We start from the raw sequence: 18,016 nt of genomic DNA on the forward strand, positions 1-18,016 counted from the left end.
CTCCTCAAACGGTTAGTGCGTCTACCGACGCGGTGTCATTAAGCGCCGGCATCAGCCCTTGCGTGCGTATCGGGCTTGCATGAACTGCTTCCAGGTGCCGTCCGGCTGCTTGACGCTGGAATTGAAGATGCGGTTGTCGCGATCGGTGAAGACGATCTGCTCGCGATATTCGCCGATCTTGCCGGGCTCGGCGAAATCCGGGCCGGTCGTGTAGAGATTGAGGGTCGTGCCGTCATCGGAGACGTCACCTTCATAAACCCACATGTAGTTCATCATGCTGCCGATCCAGCTGCCGACATATTTGCCCCGGGCCGGATCGTATCCCAATGTAAGCACGGTCGTCGCCGGCCCGCCGCCGCCCGGCATCTCGCCATTGCCTTCCGCGACGAACCAGATGCCGTTCAGCGAGCGGACGACTTCCGTCCAGGTCTCGTCGTTACCCATGCTGGACGAGGTGACGTCCCAGGTTCCCACGAGCTTTTCGAGAAAGCCGTGCTCCGCCTGGGGTTTGGCCATTTCCATGCCCATGATCTTTCCTCCCTGTGATCACTGACGATGACGCCCGTTAATGGCAACAGGATGAAGCTTCCGCCTTCGGGGCCGGTTCATATTCGTCATGCCGTTTGACGAAATCCATGGTCGAACCCTCGTTGCGGCCGAAGGGGGCGCGGTCGAGGATCATCAGCGTTCCGATCAGTTCTTCGCCGCCGCGGGCGTAGCTCGAATAGGTATGGAAGATCTCGCCTTTCTCGTTTTTGTAGAATGCCGAAAGACCCGGCAGTTCGTCATGCGCCTGCTCCGGCGGGATGGCCGAGAAATTATAATTGACCTTCTCCTTCGCCAGGTCTTCCTTGGTGAAGGAGACGTGGAAATCGAAATTGAATTCGTTGCCGAAGGACGAGACCCACGGAAATTTCCAGCCCATGCGCTTCTTGTAAGCCTCGATCTTGTCGAGCGGAGCGCGGGAGACGGAGACCCAGGTGACGTCGTGATTGTTCAGGTGCGGCAAAGCTCCGTCGATGTGGTCCGACAGGAAGGAGCAGCCGGGGCAGCCGGCATCCCAATCCGGGCCGAGCATAAAGTGGTAGACGAGGAGCTGGCTGCGGCCGTCGAAGAGATCGGCAAGGCTCTTTTTACCCGCCGGGGTGTCGAAGATGTAGTTCTTGTCCATTTTGACCCAAGGGAGCGTCTGGCGGGCCGCTCGCACCTTGTCGCGCAAGCGGGTTTCTTCCTTTTCCAACGCAAGCAGCTTGCGGCGCGCTTCCAGCCATTCCTCTCGGGATACAATGGGATTTTTAGGCGATGCGGTCACGTCCATTTCAGCCTCCTCCTGATTGACAATTTATGTTGATATCAACATATTAAACTTATGCTGTCAAACTCCGAAACTGTCGAACTGATTCCTTTTTCCACCACGCTGCTTGTCCGCGACACGTGCCTCTGCCTTCACGTACAGCGCGCCGCGCGAGCGCTGGCGCGCCGTTTCGACACGGCAATGAAGCCCATCGGGCTTACAAATGGGCAATTTTCGCTGATGATGGCGCTCAACCGGCCTCAGCCGGCAACCATGGGCCAGGTCGCAAGCGTGCTTGCGATGGATCGCACGACGCTGACGGCGGCCTTGAAGGTGCTGGAAAGGCGCGGTTTGGTGAAGTCCGAAAACGATCCGAAGGACCGGCGCGGCAAGCTGCTGAAACTGACGGCAGACGGCATGAGCATGTTGTCCGCCGCCCTGCCGATCTGGAAGAGGGTGCATGCGGAAATCGATGCCGAACTCGGAGACGGCGGCTCGGAGGGCCTGCGCAAGAGGCTGGTGGCCGTCAAATAACGAAAAAGCCGGCGCAACGGCCGGCTCTTTCTCTGAAAAATTGGTCGGATCAGGCGACGGAGACCGGAACTTCCGTCGAGGTGCGCATCGCGTGGCTATAGGGGCAAACGATATGCGCCTTGGCGACGAGGTCTTCGGCCACCGACTTCTCGACGCCCGGAATGTCGACCAGCAGCGACACCTCAATGCCGAAGCCGGTGCCATCGTCACGCGGGCCAATGCCGACCGTCGCCGTCACCTTGGCGTCGTCCGGAATCTTCACCTTTTCCTTGCCGGCGACGGCTTTCAAAGCCCCGAGGAAGCAAGCGGAATAACCGACCGCAAAGAGCTGTTCCGGATTGGTGCCGGTGGCGCCATCGCCGCCAAGCTCTTTCGGAACCGTCAAGGTCACATCCAAGACGCCATTTTCGGAAGCGCCGTGGCCTGCTCGGCCACCGGTGGCGGAGCCCTTGGTCGTGTAAAGAATAGGCATGCTACATACTCCCTTTATAGTAATTCGTCCGCAATTCAATTGCGCACAATCTAATTACGCGCATTGCAAATTCCCGTCAAGCCTGCGATTATGCAGTCGAGAAAAACATAGAGCACGAAAGCGTGAAGTCAGGACCGATGAAGGAGAAAGTGCCAGCTGCCGCTTCTCAGGGATTCGAGATCAAACTCAATACCCAGCTCTGTTTTGCCATCTATGGGGCAGCTCACGCCTTCACGCGCACCTACAAGCCTTTGCTCGAGCCGCTCGGCCTCACCTATCCGCAATATCTCGTGATGATCGCGCTGTGGGAGGACGACGACCAGCCGGTGAAGGCGATCGGCGACCGTCTGGGGCTCGATTCCGGGACGCTCTCGCCGCTCCTCAAGCGACTGGAACAGAGTGGCCTCGTCTTGCGAAAGCGAGATCGGGACGACGAGCGGCTGGTGAGAATTTCCCTTACCGAAAAGGGTTCCGACCTCAGGCTGCAGGCACTGGACGTGACCGAAGCGATCGGCAAGGCGATCGGTTGCGGCCTGGAAGAGGCCGCAGCGCTGCGGGATGCATTGATTTCGCTTCGCGAACGCATGGACGACAGGGACTGACATCCGCGCGGAGTGATCGGAGGGCCTGGACCCCTCTGTATTCCATGTCTTGATTTCTGCCGAGGCTACCTTTAGCGCATCGTCCTGGTTTTCAAGACAAGCCGCCGACGGGATCGGCGCTGCTTCAAGAGATCTGTTGATGATGTCCAACACGGCGCCTCCCCGGCAATCCATTGCCATCCCCCGCACGGTCTGGGTGCTGGGCGTGGTCAGCCTGCTGATGGATATTTCGTCGGAGATGATCCAGACGCTGTTGCCGCTTTACCTGGTCGCGGGCCTTGGCGCCTCGGCCATAGCGATCGGATTTATCGAAGGTCTGTCGGTTGCGATCGCGACCATCACAAAGCTGTTTTCGGGAATGATCTCGGACTGGACCGGACGGCGAAAACCGCTTGCCGTGCTCGGCTACGGGCTCGGCGCGCTTTCCAAGCCGATCTTTCCGCTCGCGAGTTCGATCGGCTGGATCGTGGTGGCCAAGGCCGTCGATCGCGTCGGCAAGGGCATCCGCGGCACGCCGCGCGACGCGCTGATTGCCGACGTGACGCCGCCGGAGATCCGCGGTGCAAGCTTCGGCCTGCGCAAATCCCTCGACACGGTGGGCGGGTTCGTCGGCCCGCTTGCGGCAATCGGATTGATGCTCGCCACCGATGGCGACATGATCGTCATCTTCTGGATTGCCGCGATCCCGGCTTTCCTGGCGGTCGCCCTGCTGATCATCGGCGTCACGGAGCCGGAGCAGCCGCCCTCCTCCTCCAAGGGCATGCCACGCTTCAGGGATGCGGGGCGCCTCAACCGCGCCGTCTGGATCGTCATCGGGGTCTCGAGCCTGTTGACGCTTGCCCGTTTCAGCGAGGCTTTCCTCCTCCTGAAATCGCAGCAAGCCGGTCTCTCGCTCGCCTGGATCCCGATCACCATGGTGGTCATGCACGCGGTCTACGGCCTGACGGCCTATCCCGTCGGCTATCTTTCGGACCGCATCGGACGCCGAAGCCTGATCGCGCTCAGCCTTGTGTTCCTCGTCGCCGCCGACCTAGCGCTCGCCACGGCGCAGACGCTCCCGATGCTTTTTGCCGGCATCGTCCTTTGGGGCCTGCATATGGGGTTTTCGCAAGGCATTCTTTCGACGCTGATTGCCGACAATGCGCCGCAGAACCTGAAGGGTACGGCGTTCGGCGTGTTCAACCTGGTGACCGGCCTGACCGTGATCCTTGGCAATGTTGCCGCCGGCTTGCTTTGGGAAACCTACGGCTCGACGTCGACGTTCCTCGCCGGCGCGGTGATAGCGCTCGCATCCCTCGCCGCCGTGCCGCTGCTATCAGCTGCGCGCCAGCCGGCACGATAGATCCGGATCAGATTCCGCCCAGAGGATCGGCCACGATCCGGGCGATCCAGCGGCGGTGAATATCGGCCTTTTCGCGGTCTCCATTCCGATGCTCGGCAATGGTGATGAGCGCCTTCCAGAGGCACCAGCCCTGCGCCCTCTCCCATGTCTGCAGATCAAGACCGACACGAGCGCGAAAGGCATTGCGGGCCGGCTCGTCAAACAACGTCCAGGCAATCACCAGATCGGACGACGGGTCGCCGACGCCGGAACTGCCGAAATCGATGACCGCGGAAAGCCGCCCGTCCCGGACGAGCAGATTGCCCTCGGCGATATCGCCATGGACCCAGACCGGTTTCTCCCGCCAGCTCGAACCCAGCGCACGCTCCCAGATTTTTGTCAGCAGAGAGACGTCGAGTTCATCCGCCAAGTCATTAAGCGCCTGCCGGGTTTCCCCATCATAAACGGCAAGCGATCCGCCGCGGTGGAAATTATGCGCTCCGGCAAGCGGGCCATCCGAGGCATCTATTCTCCGGAGAGCGATCAGGAAATCCGCGAGCTCCTCGGCAAACGCCGGGAGATCGGAAATCGCGTGACAGCTCGCGCGGTCGCCCTCGATCCATGCGTAGATCGACCACGCCCACGGATAGCCCGCGTCGGGCTTGCCCAGGGCAAGCGGCGCCGGGATCGGCAGCGGCAATTGCGAGGCCAAGGCGGGAAGCCAGCGATGCTCCTTCTCCACCTGGGCGACATAACGCTCGGCGCTCGGCAGGCGCACCGACATGGCGTCGCCGAGATGGAAGGTGCGGTTGTCCCAGCCGCCCTCCGCTACGGCCCGCACCGGCAGGTCTGCCCATCGGGCGAATTGCCGTGCCACGAGCGTCCTGACGAGAGCGGCATCTATTTCCGGCATGGCAGGGAACCCAATCAGCCGTTCGTTCCGCCACGAGACATAGCGGCGGGCCTACTGCCAGACGACGATGCGAGCCTTATTCGGCACGCGGTCGTAGAGGTCGATGATGTCCTGGTTCATCAGGCGCACGCAGCCGGAAGAGACCGCCCGGCCGATCGAGTTCCATTCAGGGGAGCCATGCAGGCGATAGAGCGTGTCCTGCCCGTTCTGGAAGATGTAGAGCGCGCGGGCACCCAGCGGATTGCTCAACCCCGGCGGCATGCCGCCATTGTCCGCCGAATATTTCGCAAGCTCCGGCTGGCGGGCGATCATCTCGTTCGGCGGCGTCCATTTCGGCCATTTCTGACGCCATTGGATGACTCCATCGCCGGACCAGGAAAAGCCCTCGCGGCCGATGCCGACGCCATAACGCATGGCAGAACCGCCGGGCTCGACCAGATAGAGGAAGCGCGACGGGGTATCCACGACCACGGTGCCGGGCCGTTCGCCGGTCGGATCCACGACCCGCTGGCGATAATAGCGGGGATTGATCTGCTGATAGGGAATGGCAGGGATGACGAAGCCGCCGTCAACCGTGGTTCCGTACATCTGATCCAGTTCGGCCGAGCTGCCCGGCAGGATTTCGGGCCGGCGAACGCTGCCGCCGTCACGATAGGCGACGATCGGATCGCCTCGTCCGGGCGCCGTCGACGCGCAACCGGCCAGAGTCGAGGCTGCACCGGCGCTTAGGAGAGACAGAAAGCTCCGGCGGGAATAGGAATTGTTCAGGATCATGTGCGGCAGGACCGTTCGATAAACACGCTACAGACGACAAAGCATAAATCAATGGAAGGATGTCCGAAAGGTTCCGAATCCCCTGCCGAGGCCGCAACCATAGGCCTGCTGCATTTGGGCAACTATTCACGACCGCCACACGGGATTTCAAACCCGCGGCATCAAAAAACGAAAAGAGCGGCCGAGGCCGCCCTTCAAGTCAAAATGCCGGTCTGTCTCAGAGAACGACGATCGGGGTGCCTGACGGAACCCGGTCGAAAAGATCGATGACATCCTGGTTGAGCATACGGACGCAACCCGAAGAGGTGGCCTTGCCGACCGACTGCCAATCGGGCGTGCCATGGACACGGTAGAGCGTGTCCTCGCCGTCCTTGAAGATGTAGAGCGCTCGAGCCCCCAGCGGATTGTTGAGGCCCGGATCGGCGCCGCCTTCGGAAGCGGCGAACTGGCGGAGTTCCGGCTGACGCGCGACCATGTCCTGCGGCGGCGTCCAGCGCGGCCATTTGGCCTTGCGTTCGATCACGCCGCGGCCCTGCCAGCCGAAGCCGGCCTTTCCGAGACCGACACCGTAGCGGATCGCCTTGCCGCCCGGCTGGACGAGATAAAGGAAACGTTGGCGGGTATCGACGACGATCGTTCCGGGCGCCTCGTTGCTGCGGTATTCGACCTCCTGGCGCAGATACCGGGCGTCGACGCGCGAATAGGGAATGGCCGGAAGCGTGTGCCCCTCGTCGCGAATCACCCCATACATGGTCCGATGCACCGGGTTCGATACCGGCAGGCCATAGGTCTGATGGAAGGTCGACGGGTAGAGCTGGCGCTTGTGCGGAATTCCGCCCGGCATCGGAGGCGGCTGGTTTGTCGGGGGATCTTCATAAGGAGGGATGTAAAAGACCGGCGCCGTCTCCTGAACGAAGACATCCGGGTTCATGCGGCTCGTGTCGGTCACGAAAGGCACCTGGCAGCCAGCCAAGGCGGCAGCTGCGGCAAATACGAATGAGAGGCCGGGGATTCGGCGGAAAGGCTGAGAAAAGAATGGCATGGGACCCGCTTCCGGCAGATGACGTCGAGACCAGGATGGCAGGCCCGGCTGGCGCGAAGCTGGTGAAAAGATTTCAGGACGAGCAGGCGGACCCGGGATGCCCGGCAAGCGCCGGATGCCGCACCATGCGGCTGTCGAAGTCGGCGGCTATATCTGCCAACGTCACATGGGCAAAGCGCTCCAGCAGCAGTTTTTCGGCTTCGGCAAAAGCATCGGCAAGAGCGCCGTTAACCGCCTGCTCCACCAGGCATTCCGGCCTGTCGCAAGCCGGACCTATGGCAAAGAGCGGCGGCTCTCCTACCGCCCGATAGACATCGAGAAGCGTCATCTCCTCCAGCCTCCGGCTCAGTGTCCAGCCCCCTCCATGGCCCTTTTCGGAATGGACATAGCCCTGCTCCCTCAAGCCCGCCATGGTGCGGCGGACAACGACGGGATTGGTGTTCAGCATCTGGGCGATCAGCTCGGATGTGGCAGCTCCTTCATGCCGGGCCATATGGATCAGCACGTGCAGCATGCGCGAAAGACGGCCATCATAGCGCATCGACCTCATCCCTCCTTCAATCGGCAAATCCCATCCTAGCGGATGGAACCTTATGCAACAAGCAAAGTTACAAACTCTTGACGTAGGGACATCATGTAACTTACGATGTAGCGAGAAATTCTCAAGGAGCCAAACGATGTCCTACGATGCGATCATTGTCGGCGGCAGCTATGCCGGACTTTCGGCGGCGCTCCAGCTCGCCCGCGCCCGCAGACGGATCCTGGTGATCGACGAAGGCATGCGCCGAAACCGGTTCGCCGCGACCTCACATGGATTTCTCGGCCAGGACGGACGCGCTCCGGGCGCAATCGCTGCCGATGCCCGCGAACAGCTGCTGCGTTACCCGACGGTCGAATGGCTAGATGCCCGGGCGGAAGAGGCGGAAAAACAGGGCGAAGGCTTTTCCATCCGAACCAGCGACGGGCGGCAGCTTTCCGCCCGGCGGCTGGTGCTGGCAATCGGGGTGACCGACGAGCTTCCCGAGATTCCCGGACTTGCAGAGCGCTGGGGGCGCGCCGCCTTCCACTGCCCCTATTGCCACGGATACGAGCTCGACCAGGGCGAAATCGGCGTGATCGCCAGCTCGGAAGCCTCCATGCACCACGCGCTGATGCTGCCGGATTGGGGCCGGACGACCTTGATGCTCGACGGCTGCTTTTCACCGGACGCAGAACAGCAGGCAAAACTCGATGAGCGAGGCGTCACGATCGAGACGGCAAGGGTCAAGGAGATCAGCGGACATGCCGATGTCGTTTTCGAGGATGGCCGCACCTTCAGCTTTGCCGGGCTTTTCGTCCTGCCGAAACCTCGGCTCGCCAGCACCATCGCCGAACAGCTCGGCTGCGACTTCGAGGAGGATGGCCTCTATCCGTTCATCAAGACCGACCTTACCAAGGAAACGAGCGTGCCGGGCGTCTTCGCCTGCGGGGACGCGGCGAGAGCGGCAGGTTCGGTCGCGCTTGCGGTTGGAGACGGCAATATCGCGGGAGCCGCCACCCACCAGTCATTGATCTTCAGGTAGGAGATCTTCAGGTGTGACTGGCAACCGCTCGCCTGCAACCGGCAAGCGTCGCTGCCCGGATGCCCGCCGGGCGATATCGATGAAGGCGCGCAGTTTTTGGCGCCATGGAAGCTCGGCGCGGATAATAAAGGAACAAGCCGTCTTCTTCGACGGCTGAATCCGGCAGCACCCATTTCAGCCGCCCCTTGCGAATATCGGAACTGACCAACGGTTCGAGGATATAGGCAATGCCGATGCCCGAAAGGGCCAGATCCCGCGCATAGGTAGCGTCGGTCACCACGGCGGTGCCGGCCGCCCGCACCGAAACATCCTTGCCCTGGTCGCTGAGATCCCATTCATAATAGCCCGCCCGAACCCAGCATCCGGAAGCCGCTACAATTGTGGCTCAACAGATCGGCAATCGCTTCGGGTTCCCCCCTCGCCTGCAGGTAGTCGGGCGATGCGGCAAGGATCGCCTTGAAAGCCGGCGTCAGCCGGACGGTCACCATGTCCTGCTGCACGGCCTCGCCCAGCCGAATGCCAGCATCGAAGCCATGCGCGACGATATCCACGAAGGCATCGTTGGTATGGATCTCCACCGTCAGGCGGGGATAGGCCCAGGCCAGTTTTGCCATGATCGGCGTACACAGAACGCCGCGGGTTGTTCTTCAGGCGTTCCCCCAGTCGGTGTGGTTAAAAAGTCACAGCCAATATCCCCTGAATTAGCTATCGTTAAGCATCAAGATGACGGAGTCTCATATGCGTTCTTTACTTTTCACATCTGTTGCTATGCTCGCACTCTCCACCGCAGCGCAGGCAGCCGATGCAGTTGATCAGGTGCCAACCGCACCTGTTGCAGAAGAAGTGCAGGTTTTCACCTGGTCGGGTCCGTACGTTGGTATTCAGGGTGGCTACGCATGGGGCGATGGATCCTTTGATATCTCCGGTGGTGCCGGCACGTTCGACGCAGACCTAGACGGTGGCCTCCTTGGCGCATTCGTCGGCTACAATCATCAGTTTTCCAATAACTTCGTCCTCGGCATCGAAGCTGACCTTGAGCGTAATTGGAACGAAGATGAAATCGTTGCGGGTGCTGAAGCGAAGACGGAATGGCAAGGCTCAGTCCGCGCTCGTGTTGGCTACGCCATTGATCATGCCCTCCTTTACGCCACTGCTGGTTGGACCGGCGCTCGCGGCGAGGTGAGTGTACCTGGATTTGGCACCGAAGAAGAAATGTTTAGTGGTTACACAGTTGGTGCCGGCGTGGATTACGCGTTTACCGACAACATCTTCGCTCGAGTTGAATACCGTTACAGCGACTTCGGTAGCAAGACGTTCGACTTCGGAGCTGGAACTATCGACGCGGACCTCGACCAGCACGCTATTAAGGTCGGCCTAGGTGTGAAGTTCTGACCCCAAAGTTTTGCCGAATCGATGCCGAGATCTCTCGAGGTCTCGGCATTTTTGTTTGAGGGTTAGCTTTCGACGTTTTATGGGCGAAGGTGGCGCAATAGATGGGCACGCTCGGCTTTGAAATCGACATCCTTGCCCGGACTAAAGAGGCTGAGCGTGTCTTCGCTGCGACTCGTCGCTAGCTTCCAGCCCCTGAAAGCCGCTGAAAGCCGCTGGCGCCCCATCCGATCTATCCGCTCCCGAAGTCAAGCAGAATGTCGACCGTCCCGAACTTGATCTGCAGTCCTTCAATTGAAGGATTGTCCTCTGCCCGTACTGGTCGATTCGAAAATCCCTCAGCGTTTTTAGGGGAACCGGGAAAAAGCATTTAGTCCCCGCTGCCTCGCAACGCTGCGCAGCTCCCGATAGCCATCGACCGATGCGCTTAAAAAATCGACATCCAGGGAACGCCGATATTCCCAACTTAAGCACGATTGCTGTTCCGCCGCCAAACCAGCATGGGTTGGAAAACAGATAGGTTGGATCCATCAGCTACAGAGCTTTGGCGATGATCCTGTGCTCTGCGCGCCGCAGTCTCCATCGCCGGAATACAGCATGGAAAACGCAGAAAAGACAGCCCGTGCTTCAGGCCGCGACCTCGTTGAAAAAGCGGATGCTTTCAAGCACAGCGGCGGGGACGACGCCATTGTGGTTTCCCGGCAGGAGCTTGGCGTCGATGGAAACCCCGGCAGAACGGGCCCGATCGATCAGGAGCTGATGATCCTTGTCGAAGGGTCGTTCTTCCGTGCCGCGCAGCAAAAGGGTCGGGCATTTGAGGCTCGGGCCGAAGCAGACCGAAGAACGCATGATGAACTCCCTCGGATCAGCCGCATCGAAGCGGATTTCGCGATCGTAGCGGCTGAAGAAACGCCATGCATTGACGCCGGCCGAAATCGGCGCCGCAGCGCGGAATTTGCGCGTCATCGCGGCAAGGATCGCCAGCGTGCCGCCATTGCTGTGGCCTGCAAGGAAGAGGCGGTCCTTGTCGAATCCCGGTAGGGCCTCCAGATAGCGCGCAGCCGCCAGCGCATCGGCCGTCTCGTCGTAGAAGCCGGAAAAGTTACCCGCCTGGCCGTTTTCGCCACGGAAGGACGGATGCAGCACAACGAAACCTGCTTCCCAATAGGGCTTCATCAGCTCCCAGTGGCCTTCGCCGGTCGCATTGCCGCCGTGAAGGAAGACAACCGCGGGCTTCAATTTGGCCGACGGCTGGTAGTGGGAAAGCCAGGCGATCAGCTCGATCGAGCCATCCGGACCGCCGCGATAGAAGACGCGCCTTGCACCGGGCGGCGTGCCGAGTGGCTCCGACTTTTCCGGGGATGGCCCTTTGTTGACGAGATCGGTCCGAAAGCGCCGGCGGGCGTCCGCATAGTCTTCTCTTTCAAGCGGCAGCATTTCGGGAACGGGAAAAGCGACCGCGCTTGCCGATGCCGGCAGAAGCGCCGCCGCCGACAGGCCGGAGCTTGCAGCAAGAAACGCGCGGCGGGTGAGCACCCCTTGGAAAGAACGCGTGAAGGAAGTCTTCCGGCCGTCTGCCATGTTTTCCGAGTCCTGAAAAATATAACCCCTCAGCGATCTCAGCATTCGGTCACGGCGCTGTCCATTCAACGATTTGAGATCGGCGATCAGCCTTGTCCCGTTTTCGCACCTAACATCGCCGTCAGCGTCGAAAGCCGGTCGGCATCGCGTGGCAGCTTGTCCTGTCTCAGCCGGGCGATGCGCGGGAAGCGCATGGCGACGCCGGATTTGTGGCGGGTGGAGCGGTTGATGCCTTCGAAGGCAACCTCCAGCACGAAGCCGAAACAGGGCTCCGCCCGCACTGCCCTCACCGGCCCGAAGCGGTCGACTGTGTTGTCGCGCACGAACTTGTCGAGCACTTCGAGCTCTGCATCGGTGAAGCCGAAATAGGCCTTTCCGACCGGCACCAGCTCTTCGCCATCCGGCGTCTCGGCCCAGACGCCGAAGGTGAAATCGGAATAATAGCTCGAGCGCTTGCCGTGGCCGCGCTGGGCATACAGCATCACCGCGTCAATGTTGTAGGGATCGCGCTTCCACTTGAACCATGGCCCCTTGAGCCGTCCGGCCTGATAGGGACTGTCCTTCCTTTTGATCATCACGCCTTCGATGACCGGCTCGGGCGGCGCGATCCGCAGGCTGTCCAGTTCCTCCCAGGTGGTGAAAGGTACGAGCTGCGAGAGGTCGAACCGATCATGCGGCGCGCCCTCTATGATACCGGCAAGACGATCGCGGCGTTCGAAGAAGGACCTGGCGCGGATATCCATATCGCCCTGGAAGAGCAGGTCGTAGGCGCGCACGAAGGCCGGATATTCGTCCAGCATCTTGGCCGTTACCGTCTTGCGGTTCAGCCGCTGCTGCAGGTCGGAAAACGTGCGCGTCGGGCTGCTGGAACGCACAGTGCCGCCGACGAGCAATTCGCCGTCGATGACGCCTTCGAAATTGATCGCCGCAACGATATCCGGAAAGGCGCCGGTAATGTCGTCGCCGGAGCGGGAATAGAGTTTCTTCGTGCCGCTGTAGCTGGACATCTGGACTCGAATGCCGTCCCATTTCCATTCGGCGGCATAGTCGAGAGGATCGATCTTTTGGAGGTCGCCCTCTTCGACCGGATTTGCCAGCATGACTGAATGGAAGATGGCGGGGGTTGCGAGCACCGGCTTCTCCGCCCGGCCCTCCAGCCAGGCGAAGAGAGGCTCGTAGGGCGGCGCCAATCCGTGCCAGAGGGTTTCGATTTCAGTCACGTCCTTGCCGCTCATATCGGATAGTGCCTGTTTCGCAAGCCGCGCGGAGACACCGATGCGGAGCGATCCGGTCGCGAGTTTCAGGAATGCGAAGCGGCTCGACGGATCAAGCCTGTCAAGCAGGTCGCGAACGGCCGAGCGCACTTCGGTGCGGCCGAGCGAGTTCATGCGGGTGACGACCTCGCCGAGACGCGGCTGGTGCTCATCATCGATCGTATCCTTGGCGCCACCATCCCAGACCAGCGAAATCGTCTCGGCGAGATCGCCGACATAATCGTAGGAATACTGGAAGAGGATCGGGTCCATGCGCTCCAACACCAGGTCGCGCAGCATCGCGGGTTTGACACCTTTCAAGTCGAGCCCGCCGGCCAGCGCGGCAAGGCCATAACCGCGGTCGGGATCCGGCGTATCGCGGAAATAGTCGGCAAGCAGGGTAAGCTTCCCATTGCGCGAGGGGGTGAAGACCAGCCGGTCGAGGAGTGTCGCGAAGGCTTTCATCAATCCCCCTCGTCTTCGTAGCCGACGAGATGCAGAGGCCGGGCCGGGATGTTCTTCAGCTCGCACCAGCGCACCAGCGCCTCCTCGCGGCCATGGGTGACCCATACCTCGGACGGGCCGATCTCCTCGATCGTCGCCAGTAATTCCGGCCAATCGCAATGGTCGGAAATGACGAGCGGCAACTCGACACCACCCTGTTTCGCCCGCTGGCGTACCATCATCCAGCCTGATGCAAAAGCGATCAACGGCTCGTTGAAACGCCGCGCCCAGCGATCCTGAAATGCGGACGGAGGCCCCACCACGACAGCGCCCCTGAAGGCTGCGGGACTGCTCTTCTCGATCGTTGCCGGACGGATGTCGCCAAGATCTATCCCTTCGCCGACATAATACTCACAGAGCTTGGCAAGCGCGCCGTGAATGAAGATCGGTTCGGAATAGCCGCAATCGCGGATCAGCCGGATGACGCGCTGCGCCTTGCCAAGCGCATAGGCACCGATCAGATGGCTGCGCTCGGGAAACTGCTTCAGCGAGGTCAACAGCTTGGCGATCTCCTCCTTGGGGTCCGGATGATGGAAAACCGGCAGGCCGAAGGTCGCCTCGGTTATGAAGACATCGCAGGCAACCGGCACGAAGGGCGCGCAAGTGGGATCGATGCCGCGCTTGTAATCTCCGGAGACGACGATGCGCAGGCCATCCTTCTCGATGGCGATCTGCGCCGAGCCGAGCACGTGACCGGCAGGGTGGAAGCTTACCCTGACGCCTTCGATATCGATCTCCTCGCCGAAGGCGGCTGCCTGTTCCCCACTACAAAAGTCATCGCCATAGCGCAGCCGCATGATATCGAGCGTCTGGCGTGTCGCCAGGACCTTTGCGTGGCCGGCGCGGGCATGGTCGGAATGGCCGTGGGTGATCAAAGCCCGTTCGACGGGGCGTACTGGATCGACGTGAAAACGGCCGATGGGGCAGAAGAGCCCGGCCGGGGTAGGATGAAGCAGGGCCTCTGGTTTCATGCCCTTGAAGATAGGGCAAAAATGGCACGCCGCCAGATCAGCGTCACTTCACGTCGGGCTTATCCGCATGCCCTGCCGGCGGAAGGCGGACGGGCTTCAGGAAAAGGCCGGCAAGGAGGCCTGCCGCTGCAATTATCGCCGCCGTTGTGAACACGGATGTGAAAGCGCCAGCATAAACATGCTGCACGGCAAGGCGGGCGGCAGCCGGAAGATCCAGGAGCATTTGCGGCGTCAGCGAGCCTATCTCGGCGACACCGGGGATATTGGCCTCCACCCCGCGCAGCCCCGCTGCAACGATCGCGCCATAGAGCGAAATGGCAACCGAAGCCCCGGCCATGCGCGTCAGGGTTACGGCACCGGTGGCGGCGCCGACATCGTCATGCGGCGCGGAATTCTGCACGCCGATGATCGGCGCTTGCTGGCCAAAGCCGATCGCCAGTCCCTGCAGGAACATCAGCGCGAAAATGATCGAAAGGGGTGTTCCCGCGGCCAATTGCGAAAAGAGGAAGAGTGCCGCGATGTTCAATGTCATTCCCGCGATCGCGAACGGCTTGTAGCGCCCCGTAATCGAGATCAGCCGGCCCGCCGACAGGGAGCCGATAACGATGCCGGAGGTCGCGCCGATGAAGAACAATCCCGCGCTCGAGGGCGAGAGCCCGGTTGTCGTCTGCAGGAAGAGCGCGAAATAATTGACCATGCCGATCGCGACGCCACCCGAACAAAAGGCGATGATCAGGAACAAGGAAAAGGTGGAATCACGGAAAAGCTTCAATGGCACGATCGGCTCGGGCACGCGGGCCTCGACGACTATCCAGAGAGCCGCCCACAGCATGCCCGACGCCACGATCATCAAGGACTGCCAGGCAAACAGCGAGCCGAACAAAGTGACGCTGTCTGCCCATGCCACAAAGCTGGTGACCGTCGCTGCCAACAGGATCGCGCCCACATAATCGATCTTCGGCCGGCGGACGGGACGGCGGTAGGGCAGAAGCAGCAGGATGCCGGTCAAGGCGATGATGCCGATCGGCAGGTTGATCAGGAATATCGAACGCCAACCGAAGAGCTCGCTCATCGTGCCGCCGAGCAGCGGTCCCACGCTTCCCGAGGCCATGATCACCAGGCTGGAATAACTCTGGTATTTCGCCCGCTCGCGCGCTTCGAAAAGATCTGCGTTGATGGAGAAGATCGAGACCATGATGCCGCCGCCGCCCATGCCTTGAAGCACTCGGGAGGCGATTAACGAATCCATTGACCATGCAAGGCCGCAGGTCAGCGAGCCGACGGTGAAAATCACGATCGCTGCGATCATCACGTATTTTCGCCCGAACAGATCCCCCAGCTTGCCGTAGACGGGCATTGTCGCACTGGTGGCGAGAAGATAGGCCGATCCGACCCAGCCGAAACGTTCCAGCTGTCCGAATTCAGCAGCGATGGTCGGCAGAGCCGTCGAAACGATCTGGTTGTCCAGCGTCGCCATAAAGAGCGCCGTCAGGAGAAAACAGAAGATCGCCAAGCGCTGGCGGTGGCTGGCAACGAGCGGCGCGCCGGCCGGCCGGGTCATATCCATGAGACAATCCACATGGAGGAAATTTTATCTGCCTTTAGCATATAATTGTCAATCGCACCTTGATGTAAACAGCAAGGAACTATTGGCCGGACGAAAACGCTCTGATATCTTCAGGCAATGACGACCCAAAACGACCAAAGACAGGACATTGCGGCCTCTCCATCACCCGAGGACGTGGCACGTATCGGCGAAACGCTTGCGCGCATGCGTCTCCTGATCGGCCGGCGGATCATCGGGCGAACAGCTATCGCCCGGATCGTTCCCGGTCTGGAAATCTCCCATCTCGACGTGCTGGACGTGATCCGCCGCATAGAGGGGGAAGCGACAGTGGGAGCGATCGCTGAAGCCATGCGCATCGACCCCTCTCGCGGCAGCCGGCTGGTCGCAGACCTCGTCGCCCGCGGCATCCTGCGCCGCGACGCCTCGCAGGCCGACGGGCGACGTTCGCTGCTGGTGGCGACGGAACTGGGGGAAAGTCTTTTTGCGGAAATCCGCTCCGTCAAGCGCTCGCTTCTCGCCCATGTGCTCAAAGGCTGGCCGGACGACGAGATCAACGCATTTTCCGTCCTTTTCGAGAAGTTCGTTTCCGGTTTCGAAGCGATCTATATGGCGGCGGAGAGGGTTCGCGATCCCACGGCGACTACGAGTGCCGAATAATCCGCACCACGGTGGCGGAGGCTAAATTCCCTCGCCGCCGGCTACGCGCAGTTTGTCGCGGCCCATGTCCTTGGCTTCGTACATGGCGCGGTCCGCACGGGCGAGCAGAGCCTCCGGCGTATCGCCGTCCTGCGGGAAGAAGGCGACGCCCATGCTGCAGGTCGCAACCACGGAGTGCTCTTCGATGAAGAATGGCCGGGAAATCCCGGCCCGCAGTTCCTGCAGGCGGCGCAGCACGCCGAGATCATCGTGATTTGGATTGCTGAAGACGATCGCAAATTCGTCGCCGCCGAGACGGACCAGGAGGTCGCTCGCCCTGATGCAGCGGGCCATGCGGGATGACAAGGTCTTCAGAACTTCGTCGCCGGCGGCATGACCGAGCGTATCGTTGATCTGCTTGAAATTGTCGAGGTCGATATAGGCGACGGTGACCTTGCGGTTTTCCCGACGCGCCTCATGCAATGCACGGCCGAACTGCGTCCAGAACAGCGTCCGGTTCGGCAGGCCGGTCAGCGGATCATGGTGCGCCATATGCCGGATACGGTCTTCGTTGCGGGCGCGCTCGATGGCGATGCCGGCGATATCGGTCGCCATGGCCGTCAACTCCCACTCGAGTTCCGTCGGTTCGCGGCCGGCCTCTGAATAAAGTCCGAAAGTGCCGAGGACGACGCCGTCGGGGGCCATGATCGGCGTCGACCAGCAGGAACCCAGGGAAAATGCCTTCGCAAGCTCGCGATAATCCTCCCACAGCGGATCGGTCATCACATCCTTGACCACCACAGGGGCGCGTCTCCAGGCGGCGGTGCCGCAGGAGCCGACCTTCGGTCCGATCTGAATGCCGTCGATGAGTTTGGTATAGGCGGGCGGCAGATTTGTCGCCGCGCCGTGCCGCAGCCGGTCCGTTCCTTCCTCCAGAAGAAGGACCGAGGCGGTGACGCCGTCGAGTTCCTCCTCGACGGTGCGGACCAACGCGTCCAGCACCGCCCGCAGCGGCTGGCCGCGGGCGATCATTTCCAGGAGGCGCGCATGGCCATGCCGGCGATCGTCCTGACGTTTGCGCTCGGTGATGTCCCTGGAAATGCCGACAAGGCCGACGATATATCCATCCGCGTTGCGTAGCGGCATCTTCGAGGTAGTGAGCCACAATAGCCGGCCGTCCGGCAGCGTGATGCGCTCCTCGCGCCCTTCCACCGGCGTGCCAGTGGACATCACCTCCTGCTCGATCGCAAAGAGCTCACGGGCGGTCCCATGATCCAGGATGTCGAAATCGGTCTTGCCGATGAGGTCAGAGCCGTCGTGAAACCTGCTGTTGCGACCGGCCGCGGCATTGGCAAAAACGAAGCGGCTACGGCGGTCTTTCACGTAGATGAATTCTGGCAGTTGGTCGAGCAGGGTGCGCGTCTCGAGCTCGCGGGTCACCAAGGCAACGTCCAAATCGATATCGCTGTCGGTAGAAATACGCAGGAGGCGGCTGCAGAGTTCATCGAGCGGATCGGCCGCGTCGCTCCCAGCGACGCTATGCAACAGGGTTCCCACCATCCCTGTATCTCCTTTCAATCCGCTTCAAAATGCACAAGACC

20 protein-coding genes are annotated in these 18,016 nt (G+C 61.2%); 6 read left to right on the top strand and 14 right to left on the bottom strand.

Annotated features, from left to right (window positions below; genetic code table 11):
* Window positions 1–51: 51 nt before the first annotated feature.
* Complete coding sequence (locus C5L12_RS09365; protein ID WP_105371857.1) at window positions 52–522, bottom strand: DUF1579 domain-containing protein; 471 nt, start codon at window positions 520–522, stop codon at window positions 52–54.
* A 43-nt stretch (window positions 523–565) separates the two neighbouring features.
* Window positions 566–1,318 carry a DUF899 domain-containing protein gene (locus tag C5L12_RS09370; protein ID WP_105371765.1) on the bottom strand — a complete coding sequence of 251 codons (753 nt, stop codon included), beginning with the start codon at window positions 1,316–1,318 and terminating at the stop codon, window positions 566–568.
* Between the two features lie 51 nt (window positions 1,319–1,369).
* Between C5L12_RS09370 and C5L12_RS09375 the strand changes: the two genes are divergently transcribed.
* The gene (locus C5L12_RS09375; RefSeq protein WP_105371766.1) at window positions 1,370–1,828 is read left to right on the top strand and encodes a MarR family winged helix-turn-helix transcriptional regulator; all 459 of its coding nucleotides are present in this window, start codon (window positions 1,370–1,372) and stop codon (window positions 1,826–1,828) included.
* Window positions 1,829–1,877: 49 nt separating this feature from the next.
* Here the strand turns inward: C5L12_RS09375 and C5L12_RS09380 are convergent, their stop codons facing one another.
* Entirely contained in the window at window positions 1,878–2,300 is a 423-nt protein-coding gene (locus tag C5L12_RS09380) for an organic hydroperoxide resistance protein (RefSeq protein ID WP_105371767.1), read from the bottom strand.
* Between the two features lie 137 nt (window positions 2,301–2,437).
* Here C5L12_RS09380 and C5L12_RS09385 point away from each other — a divergent pair, with 137 nt between their 5' ends.
* The gene (locus C5L12_RS09385) at window positions 2,438–2,902 is read left to right on the top strand and encodes a MarR family winged helix-turn-helix transcriptional regulator (protein WP_105371768.1); all 465 of its coding nucleotides are present in this window, start codon (window positions 2,438–2,440) and stop codon (window positions 2,900–2,902) included.
* A gap of 139 nt (window positions 2,903–3,041) precedes the next feature.
* Complete coding sequence (locus C5L12_RS09390; RefSeq protein WP_105371769.1) at window positions 3,042–4,244, top strand: MFS transporter; 1,203 nt, start codon at window positions 3,042–3,044, stop codon at window positions 4,242–4,244.
* Between the two features lie 7 nt (window positions 4,245–4,251).
* Here C5L12_RS09390 and C5L12_RS09395 read toward each other — a convergent pair whose 3' ends face one another.
* The 4 genes from C5L12_RS09395 to C5L12_RS09410 form a co-directional block, all read right to left on the bottom strand.
* A complete protein-coding gene (locus tag C5L12_RS09395) occupies window positions 4,252–5,136 on the bottom strand; it encodes an aminoglycoside phosphotransferase family protein (RefSeq protein ID WP_105371770.1) in 885 nt (294 codons plus the stop codon).
* Window positions 5,137–5,187: 51 nt separating this feature from the next.
* Window positions 5,188–5,910, bottom strand: a complete 723-nt coding sequence (locus C5L12_RS09400) for a L,D-transpeptidase (protein WP_105371771.1) — start codon at window positions 5,908–5,910, stop codon at window positions 5,188–5,190.
* A 217-nt stretch (window positions 5,911–6,127) separates the two neighbouring features.
* Window positions 6,128–6,952, bottom strand: coding sequence for a L,D-transpeptidase (locus C5L12_RS09405; protein WP_105371772.1), 825 nt, complete (start codon window positions 6,950–6,952; stop codon window positions 6,128–6,130).
* 73 nt (window positions 6,953–7,025) lie between these two features.
* Window positions 7,026–7,493 carry an Rrf2 family transcriptional regulator gene (locus C5L12_RS09410; protein ID WP_105371773.1) on the bottom strand — a complete coding sequence of 156 codons (468 nt, stop codon included), beginning with the start codon at window positions 7,491–7,493 and terminating at the stop codon, window positions 7,026–7,028.
* 136 nt (window positions 7,494–7,629) lie between these two features.
* Between C5L12_RS09410 and C5L12_RS09415 the strand changes: the two genes are divergently transcribed.
* A complete protein-coding gene (locus tag C5L12_RS09415; protein WP_105371774.1) occupies window positions 7,630–8,514 on the top strand; it encodes an NAD(P)/FAD-dependent oxidoreductase in 885 nt (294 codons plus the stop codon).
* Between the two features lie 7 nt (window positions 8,515–8,521).
* Here the strand turns inward: C5L12_RS09415 and C5L12_RS29045 are convergent, their stop codons facing one another.
* A complete protein-coding gene (locus tag C5L12_RS29045; RefSeq protein WP_280952518.1) occupies window positions 8,522–8,815 on the bottom strand; it encodes a LysR substrate-binding domain-containing protein in 294 nt (97 codons plus the stop codon).
* 34 nt (window positions 8,816–8,849) lie between these two features.
* Complete coding sequence (locus C5L12_RS29050) at window positions 8,850–9,128, bottom strand: LysR substrate-binding domain-containing protein (RefSeq protein WP_205839323.1); 279 nt, start codon at window positions 9,126–9,128, stop codon at window positions 8,850–8,852.
* A gap of 124 nt (window positions 9,129–9,252) precedes the next feature.
* Between C5L12_RS29050 and C5L12_RS09425 the strand changes: the two genes are divergently transcribed.
* On the top strand, window positions 9,253–9,906 hold the full coding sequence (locus tag C5L12_RS09425) for an outer membrane protein (RefSeq protein ID WP_105371775.1): 654 nt from the start codon (window positions 9,253–9,255) through the stop codon (window positions 9,904–9,906).
* A 624-nt stretch (window positions 9,907–10,530) separates the two neighbouring features.
* Here C5L12_RS09425 and C5L12_RS09430 read toward each other — a convergent pair.
* From C5L12_RS09430 to C5L12_RS09445, 4 genes are all read right to left on the bottom strand, one after another.
* The gene (locus C5L12_RS09430) at window positions 10,531–11,484 is read right to left on the bottom strand and encodes an alpha/beta hydrolase family protein (RefSeq protein ID WP_105371776.1); all 954 of its coding nucleotides are present in this window, start codon (window positions 11,482–11,484) and stop codon (window positions 10,531–10,533) included.
* An 86-nt stretch (window positions 11,485–11,570) separates the two neighbouring features.
* Window positions 11,571–13,202 (bottom strand): cisplatin damage response ATP-dependent DNA ligase, encoded by a 1,632-nt coding sequence (locus tag C5L12_RS09435; protein ID WP_105371777.1) that lies wholly within the window; start codon window positions 13,200–13,202, stop codon window positions 11,571–11,573.
* A complete protein-coding gene (locus C5L12_RS09440) occupies window positions 13,202–14,212 on the bottom strand; it encodes a ligase-associated DNA damage response exonuclease (protein ID WP_105371778.1) in 1,011 nt (336 codons plus the stop codon). Before C5L12_RS09440 ends, C5L12_RS09435 begins: the two co-directional genes overlap by 1 nt.
* 43 nt (window positions 14,213–14,255) lie before the next feature.
* Window positions 14,256–15,779, bottom strand: a complete 1,524-nt coding sequence (locus C5L12_RS09445) for an MDR family MFS transporter (protein WP_105371779.1) — start codon at window positions 15,777–15,779, stop codon at window positions 14,256–14,258.
* 117 nt (window positions 15,780–15,896) lie between these two features.
* On the opposite strand from C5L12_RS09445, the gene C5L12_RS09450 reads away from it, so the two are divergent.
* Window positions 15,897–16,436 (top strand): MarR family winged helix-turn-helix transcriptional regulator, encoded by a 540-nt coding sequence (locus tag C5L12_RS09450; RefSeq protein WP_105371780.1) that lies wholly within the window; start codon window positions 15,897–15,899, stop codon window positions 16,434–16,436.
* A gap of 21 nt (window positions 16,437–16,457) precedes the next feature.
* Here C5L12_RS09450 and C5L12_RS09455 read toward each other — a convergent pair whose 3' ends face one another.
* Window positions 16,458–17,975, bottom strand: coding sequence for a sensor domain-containing protein (locus tag C5L12_RS09455; protein ID WP_105371781.1), 1,518 nt, complete (start codon window positions 17,973–17,975; stop codon window positions 16,458–16,460).
* Window positions 17,976–18,016: the final 41 nt, after the last annotated feature.

The sequence above is a fragment of the Neorhizobium huautlense genome (assembly GCF_002968575.1).
Taxonomy (GTDB): Bacteria; Pseudomonadota; Alphaproteobacteria; order Rhizobiales; family Rhizobiaceae; genus Neorhizobium; species Neorhizobium huautlense.

Bases quoted from the DNA above. Each gene is read 5' to 3' on its own strand.
- C5L12_RS09365 (WP_105371857.1), bottom strand. From the start codon at position 522: ATGGAAATGGCCAAACCCCAGGCGGAGCACGGCTTTCTCGAAAAGCTC.
- C5L12_RS09370 (WP_105371765.1), bottom strand. From the start codon at position 1,318: ATGGACGTGACCGCATCGCCTAAAAATCCCATTGTATCCCGAGAGGAA.
- C5L12_RS09375 (WP_105371766.1), top strand. From the start codon at position 1,370: ATGCTGTCAAACTCCGAAACTGTCGAACTGATTCCTTTTTCCACCACG.
- C5L12_RS09380 (WP_105371767.1), bottom strand. From the start codon at position 2,300: ATGCCTATTCTTTACACGACCAAGGGCTCCGCCACCGGTGGCCGAGCA.
- C5L12_RS09385 (WP_105371768.1), top strand. From the start codon at position 2,438: ATGAAGGAGAAAGTGCCAGCTGCCGCTTCTCAGGGATTCGAGATCAAA.
- C5L12_RS09390 (WP_105371769.1), top strand. From the start codon at position 3,042: ATGATGTCCAACACGGCGCCTCCCCGGCAATCCATTGCCATCCCCCGC.
- C5L12_RS09395 (WP_105371770.1), bottom strand. From the start codon at position 5,136: ATGCCGGAAATAGATGCCGCTCTCGTCAGGACGCTCGTGGCACGGCAA.
- C5L12_RS09400 (WP_105371771.1), bottom strand. From the start codon at position 5,910: ATGATCCTGAACAATTCCTATTCCCGCCGGAGCTTTCTGTCTCTCCTA.
- C5L12_RS09405 (WP_105371772.1), bottom strand. From the start codon at position 6,952: ATGCCATTCTTTTCTCAGCCTTTCCGCCGAATCCCCGGCCTCTCATTC.
- C5L12_RS09410 (WP_105371773.1), bottom strand. From the start codon at position 7,493: ATGCGCTATGATGGCCGTCTTTCGCGCATGCTGCACGTGCTGATCCAT.
- C5L12_RS09415 (WP_105371774.1), top strand. From the start codon at position 7,630: ATGTCCTACGATGCGATCATTGTCGGCGGCAGCTATGCCGGACTTTCG.
- C5L12_RS29050 (WP_205839323.1), bottom strand. From the start codon at position 9,128: ATGGCAAAACTGGCCTGGGCCTATCCCCGCCTGACGGTGGAGATCCAT.
- C5L12_RS09425 (WP_105371775.1), top strand. From the start codon at position 9,253: ATGCGTTCTTTACTTTTCACATCTGTTGCTATGCTCGCACTCTCCACC.
- C5L12_RS09430 (WP_105371776.1), bottom strand. From the start codon at position 11,484: ATGGCAGACGGCCGGAAGACTTCCTTCACGCGTTCTTTCCAAGGGGTG.
- C5L12_RS09435 (WP_105371777.1), bottom strand. From the start codon at position 13,202: ATGAAAGCCTTCGCGACACTCCTCGACCGGCTGGTCTTCACCCCCTCG.
- C5L12_RS09440 (WP_105371778.1), bottom strand. From the start codon at position 14,212: ATGAAACCAGAGGCCCTGCTTCATCCTACCCCGGCCGGGCTCTTCTGC.
- C5L12_RS09445 (WP_105371779.1), bottom strand. From the start codon at position 15,779: ATGGATATGACCCGGCCGGCCGGCGCGCCGCTCGTTGCCAGCCACCGC.
- C5L12_RS09450 (WP_105371780.1), top strand. From the start codon at position 15,897: ATGACGACCCAAAACGACCAAAGACAGGACATTGCGGCCTCTCCATCA.
- C5L12_RS09455 (WP_105371781.1), bottom strand. From the start codon at position 17,975: ATGGTGGGAACCCTGTTGCATAGCGTCGCTGGGAGCGACGCGGCCGAT.